Genomic DNA, 21,490 nt, shown 5'->3' on the forward strand with positions numbered 1-21,490 from the left:
ACATGGCCTTCGAGCCGCGTATCGAGCCTTACCAGCGTGCCGACGATGTCGGATATGCGGTCAGTGAATTCATGTGGTTCAAGGGCCGTCCGTTCTATCCGGTCTCGGCGCTGGTCCATGCGAAGGTCGCGCATGCCAGGCTGTCGGCGGAAAAGGGCGACGAAGAGGACGAGGATAATCTCGATATTCTCTTTCGGATGCCGTTGGTGGCGGGCGGGCACTTTTTCGAGATCGTGCTGCGTTCGAACGAGGGGACGTCCTACGGCGGCTGGGTGTGGGGAGAAGAACTGGAAATCCTGAATGAATTCGTCAACGGCTATCGCGTTCTGGCGGGCAAGTTCGACGACAGGCTCATCCGGTTCGAATATTCCAGGCGGTTTCAGCGTTACCGGACGATCGAGCCGCTGCCGGTGGAAAAATCCGTCTTCCTGATCCAGCGGGAGGCAAAACCCTATGCGGGCAGGCGTGGTCTGCCGGGAGTCCCGATGGCCTGACCGCGGGGGGCGCTCTTTGGGTTAACGGGCGGAAGGCATGGATGCGCGTATTGCGGCATGTCCGGTAAAGCACGGCTTTATCGGAAGTCACCCGGGAATATTTTTATTTTTATTGTGTGGAACATTATGATGCCCAATAGAGGTCAAGTGCGTAACGGGGGGATGTCATCGCAGCTTGTGGCGGTGAATTGCGTTTCCGACGACGATATTCTTTCCGATGCGGAGAGCGTTGAGGACGAGCCGCGCCCGCTTCTGCGCAGCGACAGGCTCTATGTTGTCAGCGAGCCCGTTTTCCAGACATTTCCCGCATCCGCCGTCGGCGATGATCGAGCCGGAAAAGAAGCGTCGGGCGGGGCCGAAATCCGAAACAGGATTGTCGATGCCGATATCAGGGCCGCAAAATGGGCCTGGGCGATATTGGCCATCGCGCATTGCTGGCTGATTTATTTCATGGTGCACAATCTCGGTTAGCACCTCCCGCCGGAAGACATCCGGTTTCGACGTCTGGCGCGCAGGCCTATCGCCGCAATTTGCGGCCATTTCGCCGTTTGAGCGGACCCGAGTGTCCGCAACCTGACCTTTTGACAGCCTCCCGCGCACTTCTTCACGATGCCGCCGCCTGTCCGGCCGCGAACGCCCGCTCTCCCTGCTGTTTGCCTGCGGAAATGTCATAAAGCTGTAAATGAAGAAACTTAATTGAGTGATCGGTTTCAACGGAAACGGATCACAATGTTCCGGTCGCTTTTTACCAACACGGCGGCGGCCTCGGACTTTTTTACGACATTGCATCGCCCGGGATAGACGACTTCAATATCGACCGCCCGGACCTGTTTGAAGTGGCGTCGCATGTGCGGCGTCCGAACTCCCATGACCTTCTTGCCCTGGAGATGACGAAGTGAGCAATCTTATAGGTACCGGCTTCAACGCCGGCTCGGATGATGGCGAACTGGCCACCCTCGAAAACGATCTGCGTGCGCTTGCCGAAATTGGCTGCGATACCGTGGAAATCGCCGCAACAAGCCTCGACATGATCGCCGGCGGCCGGATCATCGAAGAGCGCGCCGACCGTTTTGTGTCGCTCGCGAAGCAGTTCGACTTCCGCTACACCGTGCACGGTCTCGTCTCTTCGAATTTCATGGATCCGGTGACATGCCGTTACCAGATCGATGCGGCCAAGGCGCTTGCCGTTCTATGCGACCGTATCGGCGCGGGCATTCTCGTCCAGCATAGCGGCGCGCTGCGTGCCGACCAGATCGCCGAACGGGCCGATGCAGACAGCCGCGAGCGGGAAGCGCTTTTCGAACTGGCGGAATTCTGCCGGCCCTATGGCGTGCGCATCGCCCTTGAGAATATCTTCTCCACCGAACCCGGCCAATATCGCCAGACGCCGGCCGAAGTGGCAGAGACCGTGAAGGCTGTCGGTCACGACAATCTCGTTGCGCTGATCGACTTCAGCCATGCCTATCTCGAATCCACCTATCGTGGCCTCGATTTCCGCCATGAACTTCGCGCCATGGCGCCGGTTGCCGGCCATCTGCATGTGCACGATTCCTTCGGCCGCCCGCAGGGCTTCTATCAGCCCTATTTTCCGCAGGAAAACACAGCACTCGGCATCGGCGATCTACACATGCCGCTCGGCTGGGGCGATATCGACTGGCAGGACATCTTCTCGGAACTTTCCTTCCTGCCCGATACCGTGCTGATGATGGAAATCGGCCGCCGTTATCGCGCCGAACAGCCCGCAAGCCTCGAAACGGCGCGGCACCTGATCTCGCTAAATAGCGCCCGCACCCAGCTCGCGGCCGAGTGATGGGCCTGAACGAGGCGTAAGCCGACAGGCTGATGTTTGAAACACCGGCAGTCCCGATGCGACTGCCGGTGTTTTTAATTCATGCGGCCCAGTCGGAGAGTGAATAGGCCCTGATATAATCGATCATCATCTGCGAGCCGTCGCTGAAATCCGCGTCCGATGGCGTTCCCGCAGTGCCGCCGACGGCAAGGTTGACGACCATATACATGGGGTCATGCATATCATCGGGCGTATCCGTCTGCGCCACGGCGACATCGTCGAAATACCAGGTTATGTGCTCGGCATCCCACAACAGGCCGTAAGTGTGGAACCCTTCGGTGCTCGGCACGCTGACATTGTTGATGACTGAGGTCTGTTCACCGGTGGCGTTGGAATGAGCGGACATGATGAGCGTATTGGGGTTCTGACCGCGCATTTCGATGACATCGAGTTCAGGCGGCCAGGAGCCGTCTTCGGGCAGGAGCCAGAAGGCAGGCCAGGCGCCCCGGTCGGTCGGCATATCGGCGCGGATTTCGAAATAACCATAGGTCTGGCTGAAGGAGGAATAGGTGTTCAGCATCCCCGAGGTGTAATCATACCCCTCGACCTCGTCGGCAATCGACTGCGGGGTCTCCTCGGCGGTAATGGTCAGGACGCCGTTCTCGACGCTGAAAGGGTTGACCTCCGATGTGCCGGCATAAGTGGGGTTGATATACCATTGCGCCTCGCCATTCGTCGTCAGCGAGCTTCCCTTTTCCGGCGCCCACCAATATTTGGCGTCCCAGGTGCCCTGATCGCCGCTGCGCAGCGACAGCGTATCGAATTCATCGGCAAAGGTCTGGGTGAGGGACGATCGGTCGAGGCTGAGTTCGAACTGGTCGGCCTGAAGGTCGTCTATGGTCGTTCCAGCAAGAACGATGGCCTCGCCATTCGAAAAATTGAGCCACAGGTCGCTGCCTTGCTGCGTGGCGCTGCCGACAAGCTGATCGAAAGAGGTGATGCCGTAGCCATTGAGCCGTATCGTGTCATTGGCGCTGAAATCCGTGATGAGATCGGTGCCGTTGCCGCTCGTGAAAACAAAGGTGTCGGCCCCGCCGCCGCCGAACAGCACGTCGTTGCCGGCCCCGCCATCGATCGTCTGGCTGCCGGACCCGCCGGTGATGATATTGTCGAGCGAATTGCCGAAGGCATAACGCCCGTCACCCGTTACCCGCAGATTCTCGAAGTTGTCGGGCAGGGTGTAACTCATCCAGGTATCGATGGTATCGATGCCTTCCCCGGCATTTTCGGCGGCGCGATTGATGCTGGAATAGAGATAATAAATATCGTCGCCCGTGCCGCCCGCCATGGTCACATTGACGGAACTGTCGCCCCACATGGAATCATTGCCTGCGGTGCCGGTGAGCAGCGGGCCGGAACCCGTGGCGGAGAAAAATCCCGTGGAACTGCCGCTGTAATAGAGTGTGTCTCCAAGCGCATTCACTACTGTCCGGGCCATGAACCGTCTCCTGTCCGTTAGCGTTGGTGTCTCCTCACTCCTCCTGCTGCACACCCTAACAGGGCAAAAAGCCTCATGTTAGGCCGAAATATGAGGGGTATGTTCCGTTGCGGTTGCATTCAGCTGTTGAGGGGGTGCGTTGTCATGACCCGCTTCCGCCTGTTACATATTCGTTTTTGAACTGGCGCAGCGCGCTCTTGCGGTGCCCCTGCGGGCGGTGGCAGGATTGGGCATATCGGGAACGGAGTGTCAGGATTGAGCGTAGCCTTTACCAAGGAAGACAGTGCGGAAACCGCAGCCGAAACCGTTCTGCCGGATCGGGTAATCTCGTCTCATCCCAATCTGGTAACGCAGTCCGGGCTGAAGGCGCTGGAAGAGCAGTTGCGTCTGGCGCGCGAAGCTTGTGAGGCGGCCAATGCCATTGAAGACATCAATGAAAGACGACGCATTTCCGCCAGCCCGCTTCGCGATCTGCGATATTTCTCCGAGCGGGTCCGCACCGCGCAGTTGATGCCTGATCCGCCAGCGGATGGCGTCGTCGCTTTCGGCAGCCTGGTGACATTCAGCCGCGATGACGGGCGAACGCAACGGTTCCGGATCGTGGGCGAGGACGAGGCCAATCCTGCGGCGGGAACAATGTCCTATGTTTCCCCGGTTGCAAGGGTGCTGATGGGAAAAGCGGCCGGCGATCTCGTCAGTTTGGGCGGGAGGGAGATCGAGATCCTCGACGTCGCCTGAAGCGTTCGGTCAGAACATAGGTGGACTTAGACCAGGTCTGTTGCCGATGAGGCTTCCTTCTTCCCGGTTGCGGGCATTGTCTGCCGTTCCGAGCATCCGCATCATCGTGTTTTTTAGGAAAAGCCTGAAGTCCAGATCAATGGCGGCATAGGCAAGCGCAAGTCCCACATGGGCCATGAAGACGGGGTTGAAATTCAGCTCTTCAAATTGATAGCCGATAATGACGCCGATTGCCGAATAGGCGAAAAAGCCGATTTTCCGTTTTCGGAAAATTACATAGAAAAGCGCGAAGGCGCTCATGATGCAAAATCCCAATCCGGAAGCATAGGCGGTGGCTATAAAACCATTATGTGGTGTGCCGATCCTCGATATCCGCGCAAGTTCCTCATATCGCGCGGTAAATCCTATGCCCAAAGGATGTTGGAACATGACCTGAAAGCCGCCGGTGATCGTCTCCCACCGCTCATGCAAGTTGTTGCTGCTATTGCTGTCCTCGAGAAAACGTTTCGAAAAGGCCTGTTCCGCAAAGTCGAAAGCGCCGAGCGGCAAAACGGCGGCGATGGCGAGGGCGCACAAGGCAAAACCGAAATAGGTGCTGAGCAGCATTTTGACCGAAAAATTCCGGACGTAGAAATAGAGTCCGATTGCAAGGACGGCAAATACTCCCGAGCGGTTAAGCGTAAGGGTAAAGCTGGCAAGATATACGAGCAGAAACACGGCAAACAACGCGGGGCGCTTGTGGCGTTCGGCGACATAGGCCACTGCTGCTCCGGCCAGCGCGAAGGCCGGTCCAGCCGTGTTGCCCACGGGCCAGATGCCGCCTGCCTTTTCGACGCGCAAAAGCAGCGGGGTTATCTCACCTTTCGCCGCAAGCTCCAGCACGCCCGCCTCATCGAACATGAAGGACAATCCGACGGAGGCGAGCTGGTCATGGATGACGATGTCCAGGAAAAGCAGGATCGTCACCGCTATGAAGCCCGCAAATACGCCCCAGCAGAACAGTTCGAGCAGGTTTTCCTTGAACAGCATATAGGCAAAGAACAGAAAATAGACCGCATAAAAATAGGTCATCGCCGTCGTGTAAAACTCGCCATCACCGCGCGCATCTGCAAAGAGCGTCGTGAGAACAAACAGCACCGTCAGCGGGAGAAGATAAAACAGAATAATCGACGGCGTCAGGCAGCGAATGTAAAGCAGAGCGATGACGGGCAGCGTCATCAGCACCAGCATGTCGGTTATGTTGAGGAAACGCAGGCCAATATTGCTGGTCGCCACATTGCATTGAATGAAGAAACCAATAGCGAAAACGAATGTCGTGAGAAGGATGCCGGGAATATTGATTGTCTTTGAAGGATAAAGCGGCATTGCCAAAACAAAACCCGGTATAGCGGGCTGGCGCGATGCCGCATGATTTGCTGGTCTTTTCATCCGCGGTCTCAATCTTTTGTAAGCGGATTTCGACCGTCCACAGGACAGCGCTACCGCGTGGCAATCAATATAATATGGCGACTATTAGTGGGCTCGATGACGTCGCCGCGCAAGATATTTTATCGTTTCGTCATGAGATCAGATTGCCTTTCGGCAAATCCCCTTCGACGGCAATGATCCGCTGAATGTGAACTGGTTCATTTGAGGTGGGCGCGCTGGTACCGAATGCCGGCAGGATTCGCAGATAGAAATTATACCCCGCCGGGTTGATATCGGGGTCTATGGCGATGCCGTTGGCGATCGCCCACATCCAGCCGCTATTACCGGAGGTGTTGGCGCCTCCGAATTGCAGGGCGGAGCAAACGATTGTCCGGACTGCGCCACCGCTTTTTGCAATCAAAGTGATGTATGGCAAGCGCTGCTTCTCGTTATTTTTGTAAAGTACGGCAAAAGAAACGGTCCTGCCTATCATCGATATGGCTTCCGCGTTACGGAAATTGCGCGTAAGCCCGGCGATCTGGCTGCCATTTGGATAGAGGGCGAGGCTGCTTGCGAAGGATGGGGAGAAGATGATTTCGGTGGTTTTGGTGGCGGAACCTGGCGAAGTCATGCCCCAGCCTGTCGGAACGGAACCAGTCCAATCGGTGAAATCGCCATTGCCGATGAGATTGGCGGCAGGCAGCTTTGGCCAGCAAGGTGTCTGGAAGTTGTTATCGCGTGCCGATCCCAGATAGGAATCGAACAGGGTACGCGCGATCAGCCGGGAGCCCACCTCGTTCGGGTGAATATTGTCCCGATAAAGGGCGGCGTCCTTGCCCTTCGCCAGAAATGCGGCATGCGTATCCACCAGCGTGATGTTCGGATGGGCTCGGGCCAGGTCGAGGATTGCCTGATAGACCCTGTCGTAACCCGTCCCATCCCGCCACGGGTTCTGGGTGGTGATGAGTTGTGGAGCGTTTGGCCACTGCCATTCGGTCATTCCCAGTGGTCCGAGCAGTGTGGATTGTCCGGAGCTCAAAATGCCGCCAGGCGCTTCGAAGGTCTGCATATTGTGGCCCTGATGCATGATGCAGAGATCGGGACGGGGAATCTTCAGCGCTGCTGCGCGCTGTTCCGCAAGCATGTAACCCGCCATGCCGCCGGGCAGCGTCGCAAGATAGAGCGTCAGCGTCGCCTCCTTGCCGGCGCGCAGCGTGACCGGGGCCGCATAGGTTTTTGGCCCGGTGGCGGCGCTCGTCTCCCATTCCGCCCAACGGTATAAAACAACAGTCGTATCGTGCAGATCGCCAAGCATCATCGCAAATTGTTGAAATGGTCCGGCTTCGGCATGGGCGGTGCTGTCGCCGTTCACGAAGATCGTGGCATTCTGGCCGGCCGCCAGACGGGCCCGCAGGGGCGAGAACGCGGTCAGGGAAAAACCGATGTCACCCATGTTTCGGGGACGTATGCCGAGCGTTAAGCCGATCATGCCACCACCTCTTCCGTTCGCGCCGTATATATGCATATGTTGTGTTCGGGCGGTGTCATCGTTCGTTCTCCTGGTCTGGCTTCAGAATAGTTCCGCCACGAGGACCGGGGAAAAATGCCGGGCGCGAAACAGAAAACAGCGCATAAAAACGAGCGTCAGAAATTTTTCTCTGATTTCGTTTGAAGTGTAAAAATAGAATATTATTCTAGAATTATTGTTATTATTGAATTTTATTACGAGAAAAGGTTTAAGGCTGGTGTTTTTATCTGGCGACATGCGGTTCCACGCAGCTTTCGATGAAGATATTCACGTCGCTTTCGGGCAGGTTCGTTCTTTTTGCCGGCCGGCTGTTCATGCCCGCAATCACAGACAGGTGCATCGTCGGTCCTCTCATCCGGCAGGAGAGACACCATGACATCCGCTCTTTTCGTCAGCCATACCGGGGAGAAGGGCGGCGCCGAACTTTTTCTGACGGACCTCGTCAAGGCGGGCCCACACTCCTGGCGTGCCTGTTTTCTCAGCGGTGGTGCGGCCGCAGATGATCTCGTTGATGCGGGGCGGGCTCCAGTCATGCTGTCCGCCGGAGAAAAAATGCTGTCGATCCGCCGCAACGCGTCCTTCGGGGCCCTGTTGCGCGGAGCGGCCGACGTGATGGCGGTTGCCTGGCAATTGAGCCGGGAGGCGAGGCACTATGATGTGATCTGCGCCAACTCGCAAAAGGCGCTTTTTGTCTGCGCCTTGGCCGCAAAGCTCAGCCGCCGGCCGCTTGTCTGGATTTTACACGATATCGTCACCGATCCGGCTTTCAGCGCCACCAATCGCCGCGCCTCGCTGGCATTTGCGCGCCTTTTCGCCAGGCTGGTGGCTGTCAATTCCGAAGAGACAGGCCGGGCTTTCATCGAGGCCGGCGGCGAGGCGGATAAGGTTCGCATCGTTTACAACGGCTTCGACCCTGCGAAAGCAAGGCTTTACGAGCCTGGCGTCGCCGCGCGGCTGCGTGCGGAACTGGGCCTTGGTCCGCAACCGCTTGTCGGCCTTTTTGGCCGGCTGAGCGAATGGAAGGGACAGCATGTGTTTCTGGACGCGATTGCGGCGATGGAGGGCGTGCAGGCGGTCATCGTCGGCGGTGCGCTTTTCGGGCAGGAGGCCTATGAAGCGCGCGTCCGCAAACAGGCGTCCCGTCTCGGTCTCGAGGGTCGCGTCCGTTTTCTCGGTTTCCGCCCGGATGTGCCGGAACTGATGGCGGCGATGGATGTGGTCGCTCATACCTCGATTGTTGCCGAGCCCTTCGGCCGTGTGGTGGTGGAGGCCATGATGTGCGGGCGTCCGGTTGTCGCCACGCGCGGCGGCGGTGTTACCGAAATCATCCGTGACGGCGAAACCGGCCTTCTCGTGCCGCCGGGGGATGCATCGGCCCTGGCAGCGGCGATCGGCTGTGTCCTGTCGCAACCTGCTCTGGCGGAAAGGCTGGCGCAAAAGGGGCGGGAGGATGTGAGCCAGCGTTTCTCGCTGGAGGAAACCTGCCGCTCCGTTTCCGCGCTGCTCTCGGAGGCGGCGTGAAGTTTCGCCCCGGCGATCGACAGGAACAGGCAATGCCGGCAGGCGGAAGGGTCAGGATGCGCATTCTCGTAAACATGCCGAGCCAATATGGTGGCAAGGCCTCTGGTGTGGCCCGCGTGACCTTCAGCCTGCTGGAGCGGCTGCTGGAGCAGACGGGTGACGACTATGTTCTGCGCTCTCCCTGGACGCGGGCGCAACTGCCTGAAAACCTGCGCGACAGCCGCTTGCAGCTCATCGAGACTCCCCGGCCGCGCGTCATGGTTTTCGATGTGGTGCGTCAGGCCGCGATGCTGCCCGCGCTCTGCCGCCGGCACGGCATCGATGTACTGTTTAATGCCGATCCTTTTGGAAGTCCCCTCGGGGGCAAACGGCGTCTCACCCTTGTTCATGATCTTTATTTCAAAACCATTCCCGAACAGATCGGCTGGCGGGCGACCCTGACGACCGATTTCATCTTTAAGCTGATGATGGCCGGTTCGGATCGGGTTATCTGCGTATCCGAAGCGACGCGGAAGGATCTGGGGCGTTTCTATCCAGCCGCTGCCGATAAGAGCATCACCATTCATTCCGATAGCACGCTGAATGTCGATCCCGGGGTTTTCGACACGCTGCCGCCTGTTCCCGGACGCTACATACTGGCGGTCGGAAACGCGACGTCCAATAAGAATTTCGCTCTCCTGGGCAAAGCCTTTGCCATACTCGGTAAAAAATGGCCGGATTTGCGCATCGTGCATGTTGGCCGCGACGAGGCGGAGGAAATCGCCGGCGCGCTGGACGATCCGGAATTGAAGGCCCGGCTGATCCGGCTTTCCGGCATAGATGACCGGCAACTGGCCGAACTTTACCGTCACGCAGCCTGCCTTTGCGTCCCCTCCACCTATGAAGGCTTCTGCCTGCCGGTGCTGGAGGCGCAGCAGCTGGGATGCCCGGTCGTCTGCTCCAATCGTTCGGCAACACCGGAGATTGCCGGCGAAGGCGCCCTGACTTTCGATCCGGCGGATGCCCAGAGCCTTGTCGACACGCTTGAGCGACTTTTGGACAATCCGGAACTGGCAGAAAATCTCCGCCAGGCGGGTTATGAAAACCGCAAATTATATTCGTGGCGGAAGGCGGCGGAGAGCTACGCGCGGCTTTTCAAGCAAGGAGCCGCAGCCTGAAGAGGGACGCTGTCGTCACGCTCATGCGGTTTTGCACACATCCGCATAGAGCTTTTCATAGGCCGCGATGACCCCTTCGGGCTCAACGCCTTGGCGAATTCGCTCCCGGGTTTCAGGTGTTTCCGCAAGCATGGCGGGATTGCGCATCGCTTCTGCCATGCGTGCGGCCAGTTCGGCGGCATTGCCCGGGGCGAACAGGCGTTCCGGCCTGTCCGCGCCGATCTGTTCGGCGACACCCGCAAGATTTGAGCCGATGACGGATACGCCGCGCAAAATGGCTTCAGCGACGGTGCGGCCGAAGGCCTCCGGCCATAGGGGCGGTACGATGAGGCAATCTATGCCGGCGAAGAAACGATCAGCCTCCACATAGCCCGGAAATTCGACAGGCAGGCCGGCTGCCTTTTGCTGATAGGCCTCGATGCCATCTGGCGCGCGGCCCGCCATGACCGCCCGCCAGCCCTGCGGCGGCAAAAGTCGCAACGCTTCTATCAGCAAGTCAGCCCCTTTTGCCGCTTCGATGCGGCCCAGATAGCCGAAAACCAGCGGCTCGCCGGGCGTGCGGGGAATGCGCGGTTCTGGCGAATCGGGTGGTGAGATGGCGTTCCAGATCACCGTGCGGCGGTTTTCGGGAACATGGGTGAAAAAACCGGCCCTCACGTGGCGTTCGACGATATCGCGACCGACGCCGGCGACAGCATCGACCGCGCATTGGCAACGCCGGTGGAGATAAGAAAAGGCACGGCATTTTTTGCTGCTGCCATCGCAGATATGCCCGTCATGAAACAGGGAGCCATTGGTGCACATGCTCGTGAAATCATGCAGGGAATGAACCAGTGGAACGCCGCGCTTGCGAATCATCGGCCAGATCAGCGGCGTCAGTTCCGACAGCGAATGGGTATTGACCACGTCCGGCCGGAAATCATCGATGACACGCGCAAGCCGGCGAACGAGGCGCGGATCCAGCTGCACAGCGATCTTATAGTATTTTCGCTTCCATTCCGGTTGTTGCCCCCAGTCGCCGATAAAGAACGGCGTGGTATGCCCGAGGCGGTGAATGGTGAAACCGTCGCGTTTTTCCGCTGCCTGTTCTTCACGCGAGATGGCGGCCACCGCGACGGTGTGCCCCTTATCCGCAAGTCCACGCGCAAGGTCTTCCACGAATATTTCCGCGCCGCCCACCCGATCCGGAAAAAACAGCGAGGTTATTTGCAATATCCGCATGCTCAAATTCCTGCGCCTTCAAGATCACGAAACCTGTTTTGCATTCGTAAAATCCGTTATTGCAGACGAAGCGGCGTTTGTACTGTCTGGCCTGAATGGCCCGGCGCCGGCATTGCAGCGTCTTCCGGAAATTGTCTCCGCCGTTTGCGGCCTTCCCGCTCCATTCCCGGCGGGTTCAGACAAAGCGTGACGACCGGGGCGAGGAAAACGGCATAGGCCATGGCAAAGCCTGGAATCTGCAGTGAAAAATCAAGCGTCGAATGCAACAGGACGAGTAGCAGCGCGGCAAGGCCGAGATGAGAGGCATAACGATAATTTCTGCGTTTCAGTGCCCCGCGAATGAAAATCACCAGTTGGATGAGCACAAAAAAAGCGAGATAAAACGGGAAGGCCGCGCCGAGTGTCAGCAGCCCTTCGGCGTAGACGTTGTGGGCATGGGTGACGACGGCGTCCACCCCGCACCGCGCCACATGATAGGGCGCATAGACTTCCGTAAAGCTTGCAAGGCCCGACCCCTGCGGCCAATTGTCGGCGATGGCGCGGGCGATGCCCGGCATGTAGCAGAAGCGCATATCGTCTTCCAAACGCGTTTCCATGCGAAGCGCCACCCGACTGGCGAAAAGCGCGAAGAGGGCGATGGCGATTGCGATCAGGAGCGCGGCACGACGTCTCGTCCCGCGCTGCCTACGCCGGCTGGAGGCTCCATTGCGGCCGGTTCTGGGGGGAGAGTTGAACACAATCAGCAGGATCAGGACAATCAGCGCTGCGAGGCTTGAGCCGATCCCCGCACGCGATCCCGTCAACATTAACGCGATGAAACAAAAGCCCGCGAGGACGCCAAGAAAAGCGGCCCTGCGGATGAGCTGTTTCTGCTCCGCCGGCACGGTGAGGCGATTTGCCACGAGCGCTTTTACCCTGGCCCAATCCGGAGCGAGGAGGCTTTTGTGTAATAGTGCGGCGAGCGTGAGAAGGATGAGACCGAAGAAGGTCGCGGCGGTATTGCGATTGACAAAAAGGCCGGTAAGGCTGCCGAGGTAGAAGCGCTTCTGGATGAGGCCGAGAGCTTCGGGAAAAAGCACGAATTGCACGATGGAAAACAGCGCGAGCCAGCCACCGGCGATTGCGAACCATCGCAGCGTCTTTGCCGCACGCTCGTCGCTATCGAAAAGCACAAGGCCGGCCATGAAGGCGCCGAAGGGCAGGGCGGCGCTCATGAGGCCGAGCCGGTCATCCGCCGGCGTCAGTGAGATTGTGGCGGCTGGCGCAGTCTGCATGAACATGGCGGCGGTGGACCATGCCGGATTGAGGCGCGCGATGCCGGGTATGTAGGAGGTCTGCAACAGCACCTGAACGATGAGCGCTCCCAATAAAAGGCAGGCTGCTGCGAGTACCTTGCCCGCACCGGCCTTCGGTGGTCCGAACAGGAGGATTCCTGGCACCAGCAGGAGATAGATCCCGGCCGTGACGACGATGCGACTTTCTATTTCCGTTGCGCCCCTATTGAGAAGCGCCAGCAGAAATATTGCCCAGAATGCGGCTATTGCGACCGGCCGGACATAGTCCCGAACCGCCACGAGTGGGGGCTGCGAGGAGGAGAGCGGTTCTGATCGGGCTTCGGTGAGCGACATATCTTTGGGCTTTGTCGGAATTGTTTGTGGTGGCTATGCCGCGAATATCGACGAGGCTCAGCCGTTTCATTGTTTCAGATCATGACAGCGGCGCGGGACGTTTTGTGTCTGCCGACGGTGGCTTTGGGCAGACTTCCGCCAGGGTCCATCGCAGGATTTCCCCCTGCCTGCCGCAGACGACGGCCGTATCCGCCTCGCGGGCCGTCTCGGCCTCGGGCAAGGTGTTCTTCGGAAACTGCTGCCACATCACGAAACGCCCACGGATCAGATTGGCATCGGCAGGCCCATAGAGCTGGGAGAAATTCATCAGCACGGCGACTTCCATCGGCGAGGCGTTGCGCAGCGAGCGAACCATGGCAAGACGCAGCCAGACATCGCCATTTGCGGGAAAACAAGAGAGCGAATGGCGAATAAAGGTTTCGGCAAAACCGAGACGCGTCGCGCCGGGATCGGATGCCGGATCGACGCCATTTGCATCGAGATCGGCTAGAACGAGCCTTAGTCCGGCTTTGACGATATCCGAACGGCAGATTTTTTCGCTAACGATGGGCTGGAGTTCAGGGACCGTTTCCGCAAGGAGATCTGGCGCGAGGCCATTATTGTCGTCGGCGATCCGCGCCAATGCGACAATATCGGAAAACCGCCGGCTTTGCGAAAAGGCCTGCGCCGCCACGGACAGGACAAAGATGGAAATGACGAGGACCGGTACGACCGCGAGGATTTTCCGCAGGCGCACCACACCGTCACGCCTGGTCATGGTAATATCGTGTATAGCGCGAATGATAATATTCGCTCGACCCATAGGCGCGATAAAGCTTCAGCTTTTCGGTGTCCACCTTGTTGAGGACGACGCCGAGGCACTTCTTGCGGATATGAACCTCATTCTCCACCGTGTTCCGCACTGCCCTGCGGGCGGTTTTGCCCCATTCCGTGACGAAGATGAAACCGTCGATCCGCCCCGCCATGGCGCGTGCATCGACCACCGGCCCGAGCGGGGGGAGGTCGACGATGATATAATCGAAAGCATTGCTCACTTCGGCCAGCAGCTTGTGCATTTGCGCCGAGGTCAGCAGTTCGGAGGAATGAGGGACACGCTGTTTGACCACCGTGGGCAGGAAAGCGAGCCGTGTCTTTTCGTCACGAAGCAGCACATCCTGCACGCTGCGGCCTTCCAGCAATACTTCGAGCAGGCCTTCGCTCGCGTGACGCGCCATGGCGCGCGTTGCGCCGGGATTGCGAATATCGGCATCCAGCAGCAGGACCCGCGCACCCTGCCCGGCAAGCAGCTGCGCCAGATTGATGGAGATCGTGGATTTCCCTTCGCTCGGCAAGGCTGAGACGACACCGACAATCCGCGCTCCGCTTTTGGCGGGAATACCGAGATCGATGGCGAGCCTAGTGCTGCGCAGGGTTTCGGCGAAGGAGGAGAGCGGATGGTCGACCGCGTAACGCGCAACGCTGGTGGGGCGCGTAAGGGCCGGATGGCCGCCTTCCTGATCTTCTATTATGGCCTTGTTGTTCTGGATGAGCGGGGTATTGCCGAGGAATTCCAGCCCGAGAACGTCTCGAACCTGTTCCCCGGTGCGGAAAAACCGGTCGCGGAATTCACGGAACATGGCGATGCCGCCACCGGCCGCAGCGCCCATGATCATGAACAGGGCCAAAATGAGGGGCTTGTTCGGCTTGCTCGGAATTCTGGGCGGCATCGCCTTGGAAATCACGCGCGCTTCCGTCACGGGGAAGGATTGCTGCTGCATCGCTTCCTGATATCGCTGCAGGAAGGTCTGGTACATGTTCTTGTAGGTTTCGGCTTCGCGCTGCAATTCGCGCAGCTGAACCTGTGTCTCGCTGGCCGAGTTGCTGATGTCGGTCGCCTTGGCGACACTTTCGGCGAGCGACTTTTCCCTCGCTTCCGAGACTTCCAGATCGCTTTTGTAACTTTGCGCGATGCGGCTGATTTCCTGGAACATCAGCCGTCGGTATTCCTGCATTTCATTACGCAGACGTACCGCCTGAACGTGGTTGCTGCCGAGCCTGCCGGTGATTTCCGCTTCGATCTTGGAAGCTTCGAGATATTTTTTGCGCAGGTCGTTGGCGACCGAGCTGTCGAGAATATCGGTAACGACCGCATCGACATCGTCGGTGGCGAGAATATGTTCGATGCGTTGCACCCGCGCCCTTGCCCTGGCGGTTTCCGACTGCGCCAAAATCAGAGCGCTATTGGATTCCGCCAGCTGCTGATCGGAGAGCAGGCTGTTATTGCCGGTCGAGATCAGATTATGTTCGGCGCGAAACTTCTGCACGGCCAGATCGGTTTCGAGCGCCCGCTGGCGCAGCTCGGCAATACGGTCGGACAACCAGTCGCTGGCCCGCCGCGTCGCCTCATATTTGGAATTCAGCTTGTCCAGCAGATAGGCCGAGGCCACGGCATTGACGATCTGCGCGGCGAGCACCGGCGATGTCGAATTATAGGTGAGTTCCAGCGCGTAGGTCCGGCCGATGCGCTTGACGCTGAGGCCATCGAGCAGCTGGTCCGACAGCGATCTCTTCAGGGTTCCATTATCAACCACCGCCTCTTTTTTCGCTGGCGAGAACCATTGCGAAACATTGACGAGCGAGCGGATCGTGCCGAATATCGAGCTCAGAAGCGACGCACGCGTTGCCCTGAATTCCTGATTTTCCGTGAGATTGAGACTATCGACAACGGCAAGCCCGATGGTTTCCGATTGCAGCACCTCGACCTGACTGAGAATGGAAGCCTCATCCTCTATGACTCCGCCGATTGTCGAAAGCTGTTCGACAATCTGGCTGTTATTGCGGTCGATCAGCAGCGTCGCCGTCGCCGAATAGATCGGAACGGCCGTTGCGGCAAAGGCGAGGCCGATTGCCCCGGCGACTGCCACCGCGGCAAGCACGATGCGCCACTGCCGGCGAAACATCGCAAGAACGGCGTCGATATCGATAAACTCGGACGTCAGCCCGCCTTTATCGTAGTCAGCCATCGTCAGGGGATCGTGCCTTTGCAACAACTGTCAGCCTCGCTCTTTTAGGCGGGCGCAGCGCCCGCCAAGTCACGGTTGCATCACAGAACTGGCAGCAGCCTTCCCTTAGGGAAAGGCGACAAACCCAAACTCAAACGGGACTTGTGCTCGTCGTCGTGCTGGTGCTGCCGGTTGAAAGCGATCTGCCGCGGCCAGCCGGCGGGCTTCCGCCACCCGCCTGTGCGGTGCCGCCTGCGGCACCTGCCGTTCCCGAACCGCCGATGCTGTTGGCGCTTGCCGGCGAGGAACCGGCGCCGCCGATCGGCGAAGCCGCCGCTGCGGCCGCCGCAGGGGCGGCCGGACCGGCAGCCGTTCCTTCGATATTCTCGCTAAAGGCGATCAGCAGATCGGCGGGTACGTTGGCACCCTTTGTCTGCAACTGGATCGCTGCTGCGAGTATCGAATTGCCGTTCCTCATCGCGGTGGCGTGGGCAAGGGCCAGGCCTTCGCCGACGACTTCGGAGAAGTCCTTGTTACCGACCTTCTGAGCCAGTGCGACGATGGTCGGCAACTGGCCGGAGTCACTCAGGATGAGGCTGGAAAGCTGTTCGGAGAACTGTGCCGCGCTGGTGGAAATGGCGATGATCGGAAACCCGCTCGTTACTTTTCCGGTTACGTCGGCCGCTGCCGCATCCGTGCTGGAAGCGATGGTGACCAGGTCCCTGATCATACCCTGCGTCGGAGACTGCTTGAACAGTTCCGCTGCGGCAATCGAAACCGTGTCCGGATTGGTGGTGTTGACGCGGCTCAGAAATGCAGCGGTGGTTTCATCGGCGGCCTTGACGGGTGCGCCTGTTACAGCGCTCTCAACCGAGGGCGCCTGCTGCGGTGCGGCCGGCGGTGCGGTTTCCACGTTCTGTGCGTTGGCGACAGCGGAAAAGAGACCCATGCTGGCAATAAACATCGCACCAACGAGCATCGAGCCGTTACGAATGCGGGGCATCCAACTCTCCAAATCTTTTAAAATACGACTTTAAATACATCCAATGCCGGGCAAGATTACCCAACATCTAAAATTTCTTTTTAAATCGCACAGCCCAAGCAAAGGATCAAGCGCTAAAATAAACCTGCGGCGGAAAGCATCACCTATTGTTAACGGCCGCCCTTGCCTTTCTCCGGTTTGTTCATGATACGGCGACTTTCCGTGGCGCTGTTATCAGCCGCTCACGCAGCCAGATATTGGCCGGCGTTTCGACAAGGACGTGGAAGGTGTGGGCTATGGCGACGGTGCTGACGACGATGACGAGATAAACGAGGTTGCTCCATTCAGGCGGGAACGTGACGCCGCCGAGCGCAATCTTGAAGCCCTGGAAAATAAACGGGTGCAGCAGGTAAAGCGCATAGGATGAATCGCCGAGTTTTGCCAGCGGCCGTGCGAAACGGGGCAGGGAGATGTTTCTGGTCAAGGTCGCCGCTGCCATCAGCAAAATCGCGCCGCCGCCGAAAACCAGCAGCCGCGAAAAGGAATAACAGCCCGGGTCGCACTTGAATCCTATCCTGCTCAGATCGGTCAGCATCCAGATCGCCAGGCCGCACAGGGCCGTTGCAAGCCCGAGCAAGGGCGGCAGGCGAACGCCTCGCAGGAAGAGGACTGCAATGAACATACCCGCGACGAATTCGAGAATGATCGGCTTGAACCAGAAGCTGAACGGCAGGCCGAGATCGAAGGCGGAGCCGATCATGACAGCGGCAAACAGCACGCCGGCTGTCGTGAATACCGCGCGCTCCAGCGGCAGGAAGATGAACGCTGCGAAAACGATGTAAAAGAACATCTCGTAATTCAGCGTCCAGCCGAGATCGATCAGCGGAAACGGATAGGCGTCGCCATAACCCATGCTGTCATAGGGGATAAACAGGTAGGAGGTGAGGATCGACTGTAACGGTGGAAAGGCCTTTGCACTGATAAGGGGCACGCTGGCGGCTATGGCAAGCCGCAGGGTCAGCACAAACCAGTAAAGCGGAACGATGCGGAGAAACCGGCGCAGCAGAAACGCCGAACGGCCGCCTGCCGCTGCGAAATAGGGCCGGGACGCATAAACGATGACAAATCCGGAAATGACGAAAAACAGGTCGACACCGCCGCCCAGTCGCAGTAGATGCAGTGGAAAAAGCGTGAATTGCCAGTTCACGTCCGCGTGCAGCGCAACAATCATGGTTGCCGCGACGGCGCGCATCACCTGAAGAACATCAAGACGTTGCGACCCGGCAGCGGGCGCTTCTTTAAAGTTTTTCATCATCGTCAATCTGTAAAAATAAAGATATATTTAGTATTATATTGCGCCCGCTTTTGCGGGGCGGAAGTCCAGTATTCAAGCAGGCTATCATGCAATAACGCGACGCGATACACACAATTTTGCGATGCGGCATTTCGTCGGTGCCATTCAGAAAACTTCCAGAACCGTAAGCTGGTCGCTGACCGAAAGCCGGTATTGCCCGCTTTCCTGCGTGATTGTCTGTTGGCTCACGGAGCCGTCATCGCGGAAACGGTGTGCGATAACGTGACTATGCTGGCCGGCCACCGAAAATGTCGCAATCCGTTCGGCGGGCGGGCTTTCGATGCGGGCCGGCCATTGCCAGCCGGAAATTCCAAGCCAGACGGGCACGAGCAAAGCACCGTCCGGTCTCACCAAATGCATCGACGACCTTTGGGAATCGGCAGTGAGGAAATCGAGCCGTCGTTCCTCCGGCCCGGTTTGCCGTTCTGCCCTGCAGAGGGAAAGAAGGGCGCGAACGGCCTCGTAAGCGGGGGTGCGGCTCAGATCGTGGCGGAGGAGGCCGAAGGAGGATTCCGGGTTTGTCTGATCGGCGGCGAAGCTTGAAACCATTTCATAGATGTAGGACCGGCGGATACCGCTGATGAAGCACCAGAGCAGCATGCGCGGCATATAGCGCGCCTTGATGCCTTCTGTGACGGGGAAATGAAAGGTCTTGGTTTGCAGCGAGGTATGATAGCCCATTTCCGTGGCGAGCACCGGCCTGCCGGCCGCTATATGCGCCGAAGCGGCGACGGATTTCGAGAGTGCCCCCGGACCCATCGTTTCGGGATGCTCCATCCCGGCGTAAGCGTGGATATTGCCGTAATCGCAGGCATTTTTCAGGTCCAGCGCCAGCGCTCTGTTCGACAGGACATAACTTGGCGCCGCAATGGGCACCGCACCCAGGCGCGGAACCGAGCGGATGGCGTCGTGCAGCGCCGCCTGATGCTCCGCCGAAATTCGCGGAGCATTTTGCGGGTCCTTCGTCAGGTTAGGCTCATTGCTGCCCTCGAAAATATCGATACCCGCGTCGCACCAGTCGTAAAAATCCGCCAGCTTGTCGAGCGGCGTGGAAACGTAAGGGTTTAGATTATCGTAACAGATGATGGTGAGGCGAACGCCCGCCGCCACGATCCGGCGCAGCCGCCGAAAGACGGGGCTGTCGCGACTGTCTCTCGCGGTGATCAGCCCGTCATCGCGCAGATGCCGGACGCCCAGTGCTTCGAGTTCGGGCACGATCCGCTCGAACTGTTCCGGATAGACGCCCGTGGGACGGGTGAAGTGACCGCACACCCCTACACTGTCCAGAAAGGCTTCGGTACCGGCCGAAGCAACCGTCTGCGCCCGTGCGGGAATGGCCTGCAAACCGGAGGCGGCGACTAATGCAAGCGGCGCGGCTGAAAGCAGGTTGCGCCGTGTCAGGCTGCCCATGGCGATCGGCGTTTTTCCATTCATCTGCGCCTCCTGGTGTGTCCGGAGAAAATATAAGCCGGACGTCATCACACGGACGTCGCCGTTTAAATGGCGGTGATGCCTCCCAAGGCTTCGAGATCAGAATGTCCTGGAAGTTTTCGGCATCTACAATCGCCCTGAAATTCATGTCTCTGAAATAAAACAGATATTATCAACTCGAATATTATCATCAGCTGCAATGCAACCGATTTCTTCCGATTGCCTGCACTTTAAAGTGGCTAAACCGTAACACGACACCGGTTCTTTTCGCAACACCGCATGGCTTTTGCCGCGCCGCAAAAAAAATCACTTGAAATAGCGCCGATTCCCGTGCTTTTTGAAAAGTAGATTTTGGTAATTCATATTTCAAACATTAGTTCTGCTCCGGCTCTTTTATTTTTGCAGATGTCTCACTGGTCTCCTGGAATGAGGTGAGACGAACGAGCCCGGGATGGACGCCATAGATTTTCGATGAAGGAAAACAGAGCGTATCCGCATGAGAATTCTCCATCTTAGCAGCCTTTATCCGCCGCATATCGTTGGTGGATGCGAACGCTCGGTCGAACACCTCGCCGAGGAACTCGTTTCCATGGGACATACGGTCGGCGCCGCCTGTATCGAGCGACAGGCCGAACCGAAAACCATGCGCAACGGCGTGACCGTTTACCGCATGTTCCACAACAACGATTTCTGGCTCGAGGACTGGCCGCAATATTCGCCGCAGCAGCGGCGCATGCAGAAGCTCAAGCAGCAATGGAATTTCGACGTCGAAAAGCAGTTCGAAGCCGTTCTCGACGATTTCAAACCTGACGTTCTCAACACCCACTCGCTTCTGGATGTGACGACGCTGGTTTGGCGGGCGGCGCATAAGCGCGGCATTCCAATCGTTCACACGATCTGCGAATATGATCTCCTGTGCGGCAACGCCGCCATGTTCAAGGGCGGCAAGCCCTGCGAGCACATCCATCTCGGCTGCCAGGCGGTGAATTTCACCAAGAAATTCACCCAGCGCTATATCGCGGCTGTCGCAAGCGTCGGCACGGAAATCCTCAAGACGCATGTCAATCACGGGCTTTTCCACCACATTCCGGAAAGCCTGCGCCGCGTCATCTTTTATTCCTGCACGGTTCCCGAGGGCGATCCCGTCGCCCGCCGGCAGATCGACCGCACTGGCCGGCCGCTGACCTTCGGTTATATCGGTCGTATCAATACGGAAAAAGGCGTCGGCAACATGGTCGATGCCTTCAAGGAAATCGGTCACGGCAACTGGCGCTGTCTGGTCGCCGGCCATGCGATGGACGATTCGATCGAACGCTTCACGGCTCAGGCCGGCGATCTGCCGATTGAATTCGTCGGCTGGGCGAAACCGAAGGAGTTTCTCGAAGAGATCGACGTGCTCATCGTTCCTTCCTTCTGGGCGGAACCTTCGCCACGCACGATCTACGAGGCTTATGCCATGGGCGTGCCGGTCATCGGCGCAGCCTCAGGCGGCATTCCGGAGCTGATCGGCGAGACCAACCATGACTGGCTGTTCGAGCCGGGCAACGCCACCGACCTTGCCGCCCGTATCCGCCGGGTGCTGACGCTTTCGCGCGAGCAATTGCCGACGGAGGCCGATTTCGGAAACATCGTCGAGGAATCCACCTCACGGCGGGTCGGCGAAAATTATGTGAAACTCTATGAAGACGTGCTGGCGAAAAGCAAGGCTGCAGCCGCATGACGGGCCTGCGGATGCCACGCGCTGATCTTTCAGCCGCGGGC

17 protein-coding genes are annotated in these 21,490 nt (G+C 58.5%); 7 read left to right on the forward strand and 10 right to left on the reverse strand.

Going from position 1 to position 21,490, the window contains the following annotated elements:
- Positions 1-2: 2 nt before the first annotated feature.
- From ACQZ40_RS17590 to ACQZ40_RS17600, 3 genes are all read left to right on the forward strand, one after another.
- Complete coding sequence (locus ACQZ40_RS17590; RefSeq protein ID WP_080857422.1) at positions 3-494, forward strand: hypothetical protein; 492 nt, start codon at positions 3-5, stop codon at positions 492-494.
- A gap of 162 nt (positions 495-656) precedes the next feature.
- Positions 657-965, forward strand: a complete 309-nt coding sequence (locus ACQZ40_RS17595) for a hypothetical protein (RefSeq protein ID WP_448748357.1) — start codon at positions 657-659, stop codon at positions 963-965.
- 424 nt (positions 966-1,389) lie between these two features.
- Positions 1,390-2,304 carry a TIM barrel protein gene (locus tag ACQZ40_RS17600; RefSeq protein WP_448748358.1) on the forward strand — a complete coding sequence of 305 codons (915 nt, stop codon included), beginning with the start codon at positions 1,390-1,392 and terminating at the stop codon, positions 2,302-2,304.
- A 79-nt stretch (positions 2,305-2,383) separates the two neighbouring features.
- Here ACQZ40_RS17600 and eglC read toward each other — a convergent pair whose 3' ends face one another.
- Positions 2,384-3,781 (reverse strand): endo-1,3-1,4-beta-glycanase EglC, encoded by a 1,398-nt coding sequence (gene eglC, locus ACQZ40_RS17605; RefSeq protein WP_448748359.1) that lies wholly within the window; start codon positions 3,779-3,781, stop codon positions 2,384-2,386.
- Positions 3,782-4,036: 255 nt separating this feature from the next.
- On the opposite strand from eglC, the gene greA reads away from it, so the two are divergent.
- Entirely contained in the window at positions 4,037-4,519 is a 483-nt protein-coding gene (greA, locus tag ACQZ40_RS17610) for a transcription elongation factor GreA (protein ID WP_271046280.1), read from the forward strand.
- Between the two features lie 9 nt (positions 4,520-4,528).
- On the opposite strand, the gene ACQZ40_RS17615 is transcribed toward greA, so the two are convergent.
- Together ACQZ40_RS17615 and ACQZ40_RS17620 are read right to left on the reverse strand one after the other, a co-directional pair.
- On the reverse strand, positions 4,529-5,947 hold the full coding sequence (locus tag ACQZ40_RS17615) for an O-antigen ligase family protein (RefSeq protein WP_448748360.1): 1,419 nt from the start codon (positions 5,945-5,947) through the stop codon (positions 4,529-4,531).
- Positions 5,948-6,077: 130 nt separating this feature from the next.
- A complete protein-coding gene (locus ACQZ40_RS17620) occupies positions 6,078-7,415 on the reverse strand; it encodes an SGNH/GDSL hydrolase family protein (RefSeq protein ID WP_448748361.1) in 1,338 nt (445 codons plus the stop codon).
- Positions 7,416-7,826: 411 nt separating this feature from the next.
- Here ACQZ40_RS17620 and ACQZ40_RS17625 point away from each other — a divergent pair, with 411 nt between their 5' ends.
- Positions 7,827-8,975, forward strand: coding sequence for a glycosyltransferase family 4 protein (locus tag ACQZ40_RS17625; protein ID WP_448748362.1), 1,149 nt, complete (start codon positions 7,827-7,829; stop codon positions 8,973-8,975).
- A gap of 56 nt (positions 8,976-9,031) precedes the next feature.
- Positions 9,032-10,132, forward strand: coding sequence for a glycosyltransferase family 4 protein (locus ACQZ40_RS17630; protein ID WP_142844757.1), 1,101 nt, complete (start codon positions 9,032-9,034; stop codon positions 10,130-10,132).
- A gap of 21 nt (positions 10,133-10,153) precedes the next feature.
- Here the strand turns inward: ACQZ40_RS17630 and ACQZ40_RS17635 are convergent, their stop codons facing one another.
- From ACQZ40_RS17635 to ACQZ40_RS17665, 7 genes are all read right to left on the reverse strand, one after another.
- Positions 10,154-11,353, reverse strand: a complete 1,200-nt coding sequence (locus ACQZ40_RS17635; protein WP_448748363.1) for a glycosyltransferase family 4 protein — start codon at positions 11,351-11,353, stop codon at positions 10,154-10,156.
- A gap of 56 nt (positions 11,354-11,409) precedes the next feature.
- Positions 11,410-12,981, reverse strand: coding sequence for an O-antigen ligase family protein (locus ACQZ40_RS17640; protein ID WP_448748364.1), 1,572 nt, complete (start codon positions 12,979-12,981; stop codon positions 11,410-11,412).
- 79 nt (positions 12,982-13,060) lie between these two features.
- Positions 13,061-13,738, reverse strand: coding sequence for a hypothetical protein (locus ACQZ40_RS17645; RefSeq protein WP_448748365.1), 678 nt, complete (start codon positions 13,736-13,738; stop codon positions 13,061-13,063).
- The gene (locus ACQZ40_RS17650) at positions 13,725-15,983 is read right to left on the reverse strand and encodes a polysaccharide biosynthesis tyrosine autokinase (protein WP_271046274.1); all 2,259 of its coding nucleotides are present in this window, start codon (positions 15,981-15,983) and stop codon (positions 13,725-13,727) included. Before ACQZ40_RS17650 ends, ACQZ40_RS17645 begins: the two co-directional genes overlap by 14 nt.
- 130 nt (positions 15,984-16,113) lie before the next feature.
- Positions 16,114-16,965: a hypothetical protein gene (locus ACQZ40_RS17655; protein WP_448748366.1), complete on the reverse strand. Its 852-nt coding sequence runs from the start codon at positions 16,963-16,965 to the stop codon at positions 16,114-16,116.
- Between the two features lie 181 nt (positions 16,966-17,146).
- Positions 17,147-18,259: an acyltransferase family protein gene (locus tag ACQZ40_RS17660; RefSeq protein ID WP_271046272.1), complete on the reverse strand. Its 1,113-nt coding sequence runs from the start codon at positions 18,257-18,259 to the stop codon at positions 17,147-17,149.
- A gap of 144 nt (positions 18,260-18,403) precedes the next feature.
- Entirely contained in the window at positions 18,404-19,732 is a 1,329-nt protein-coding gene (locus ACQZ40_RS17665) for a hypothetical protein (RefSeq protein WP_448748367.1), read from the reverse strand.
- Between the two features lie 493 nt (positions 19,733-20,225).
- Here ACQZ40_RS17665 and ACQZ40_RS17670 point away from each other — a divergent pair, with 493 nt between their 5' ends.
- Positions 20,226-21,449, forward strand: a complete 1,224-nt coding sequence (locus ACQZ40_RS17670) for a glycosyltransferase family 4 protein (protein WP_125144886.1) — start codon at positions 20,226-20,228, stop codon at positions 21,447-21,449.
- Positions 21,450-21,490 lie beyond the last annotated feature (41 nt).

Source organism: Agrobacterium sp. 16-172Ci, from assembly GCF_053522725.1.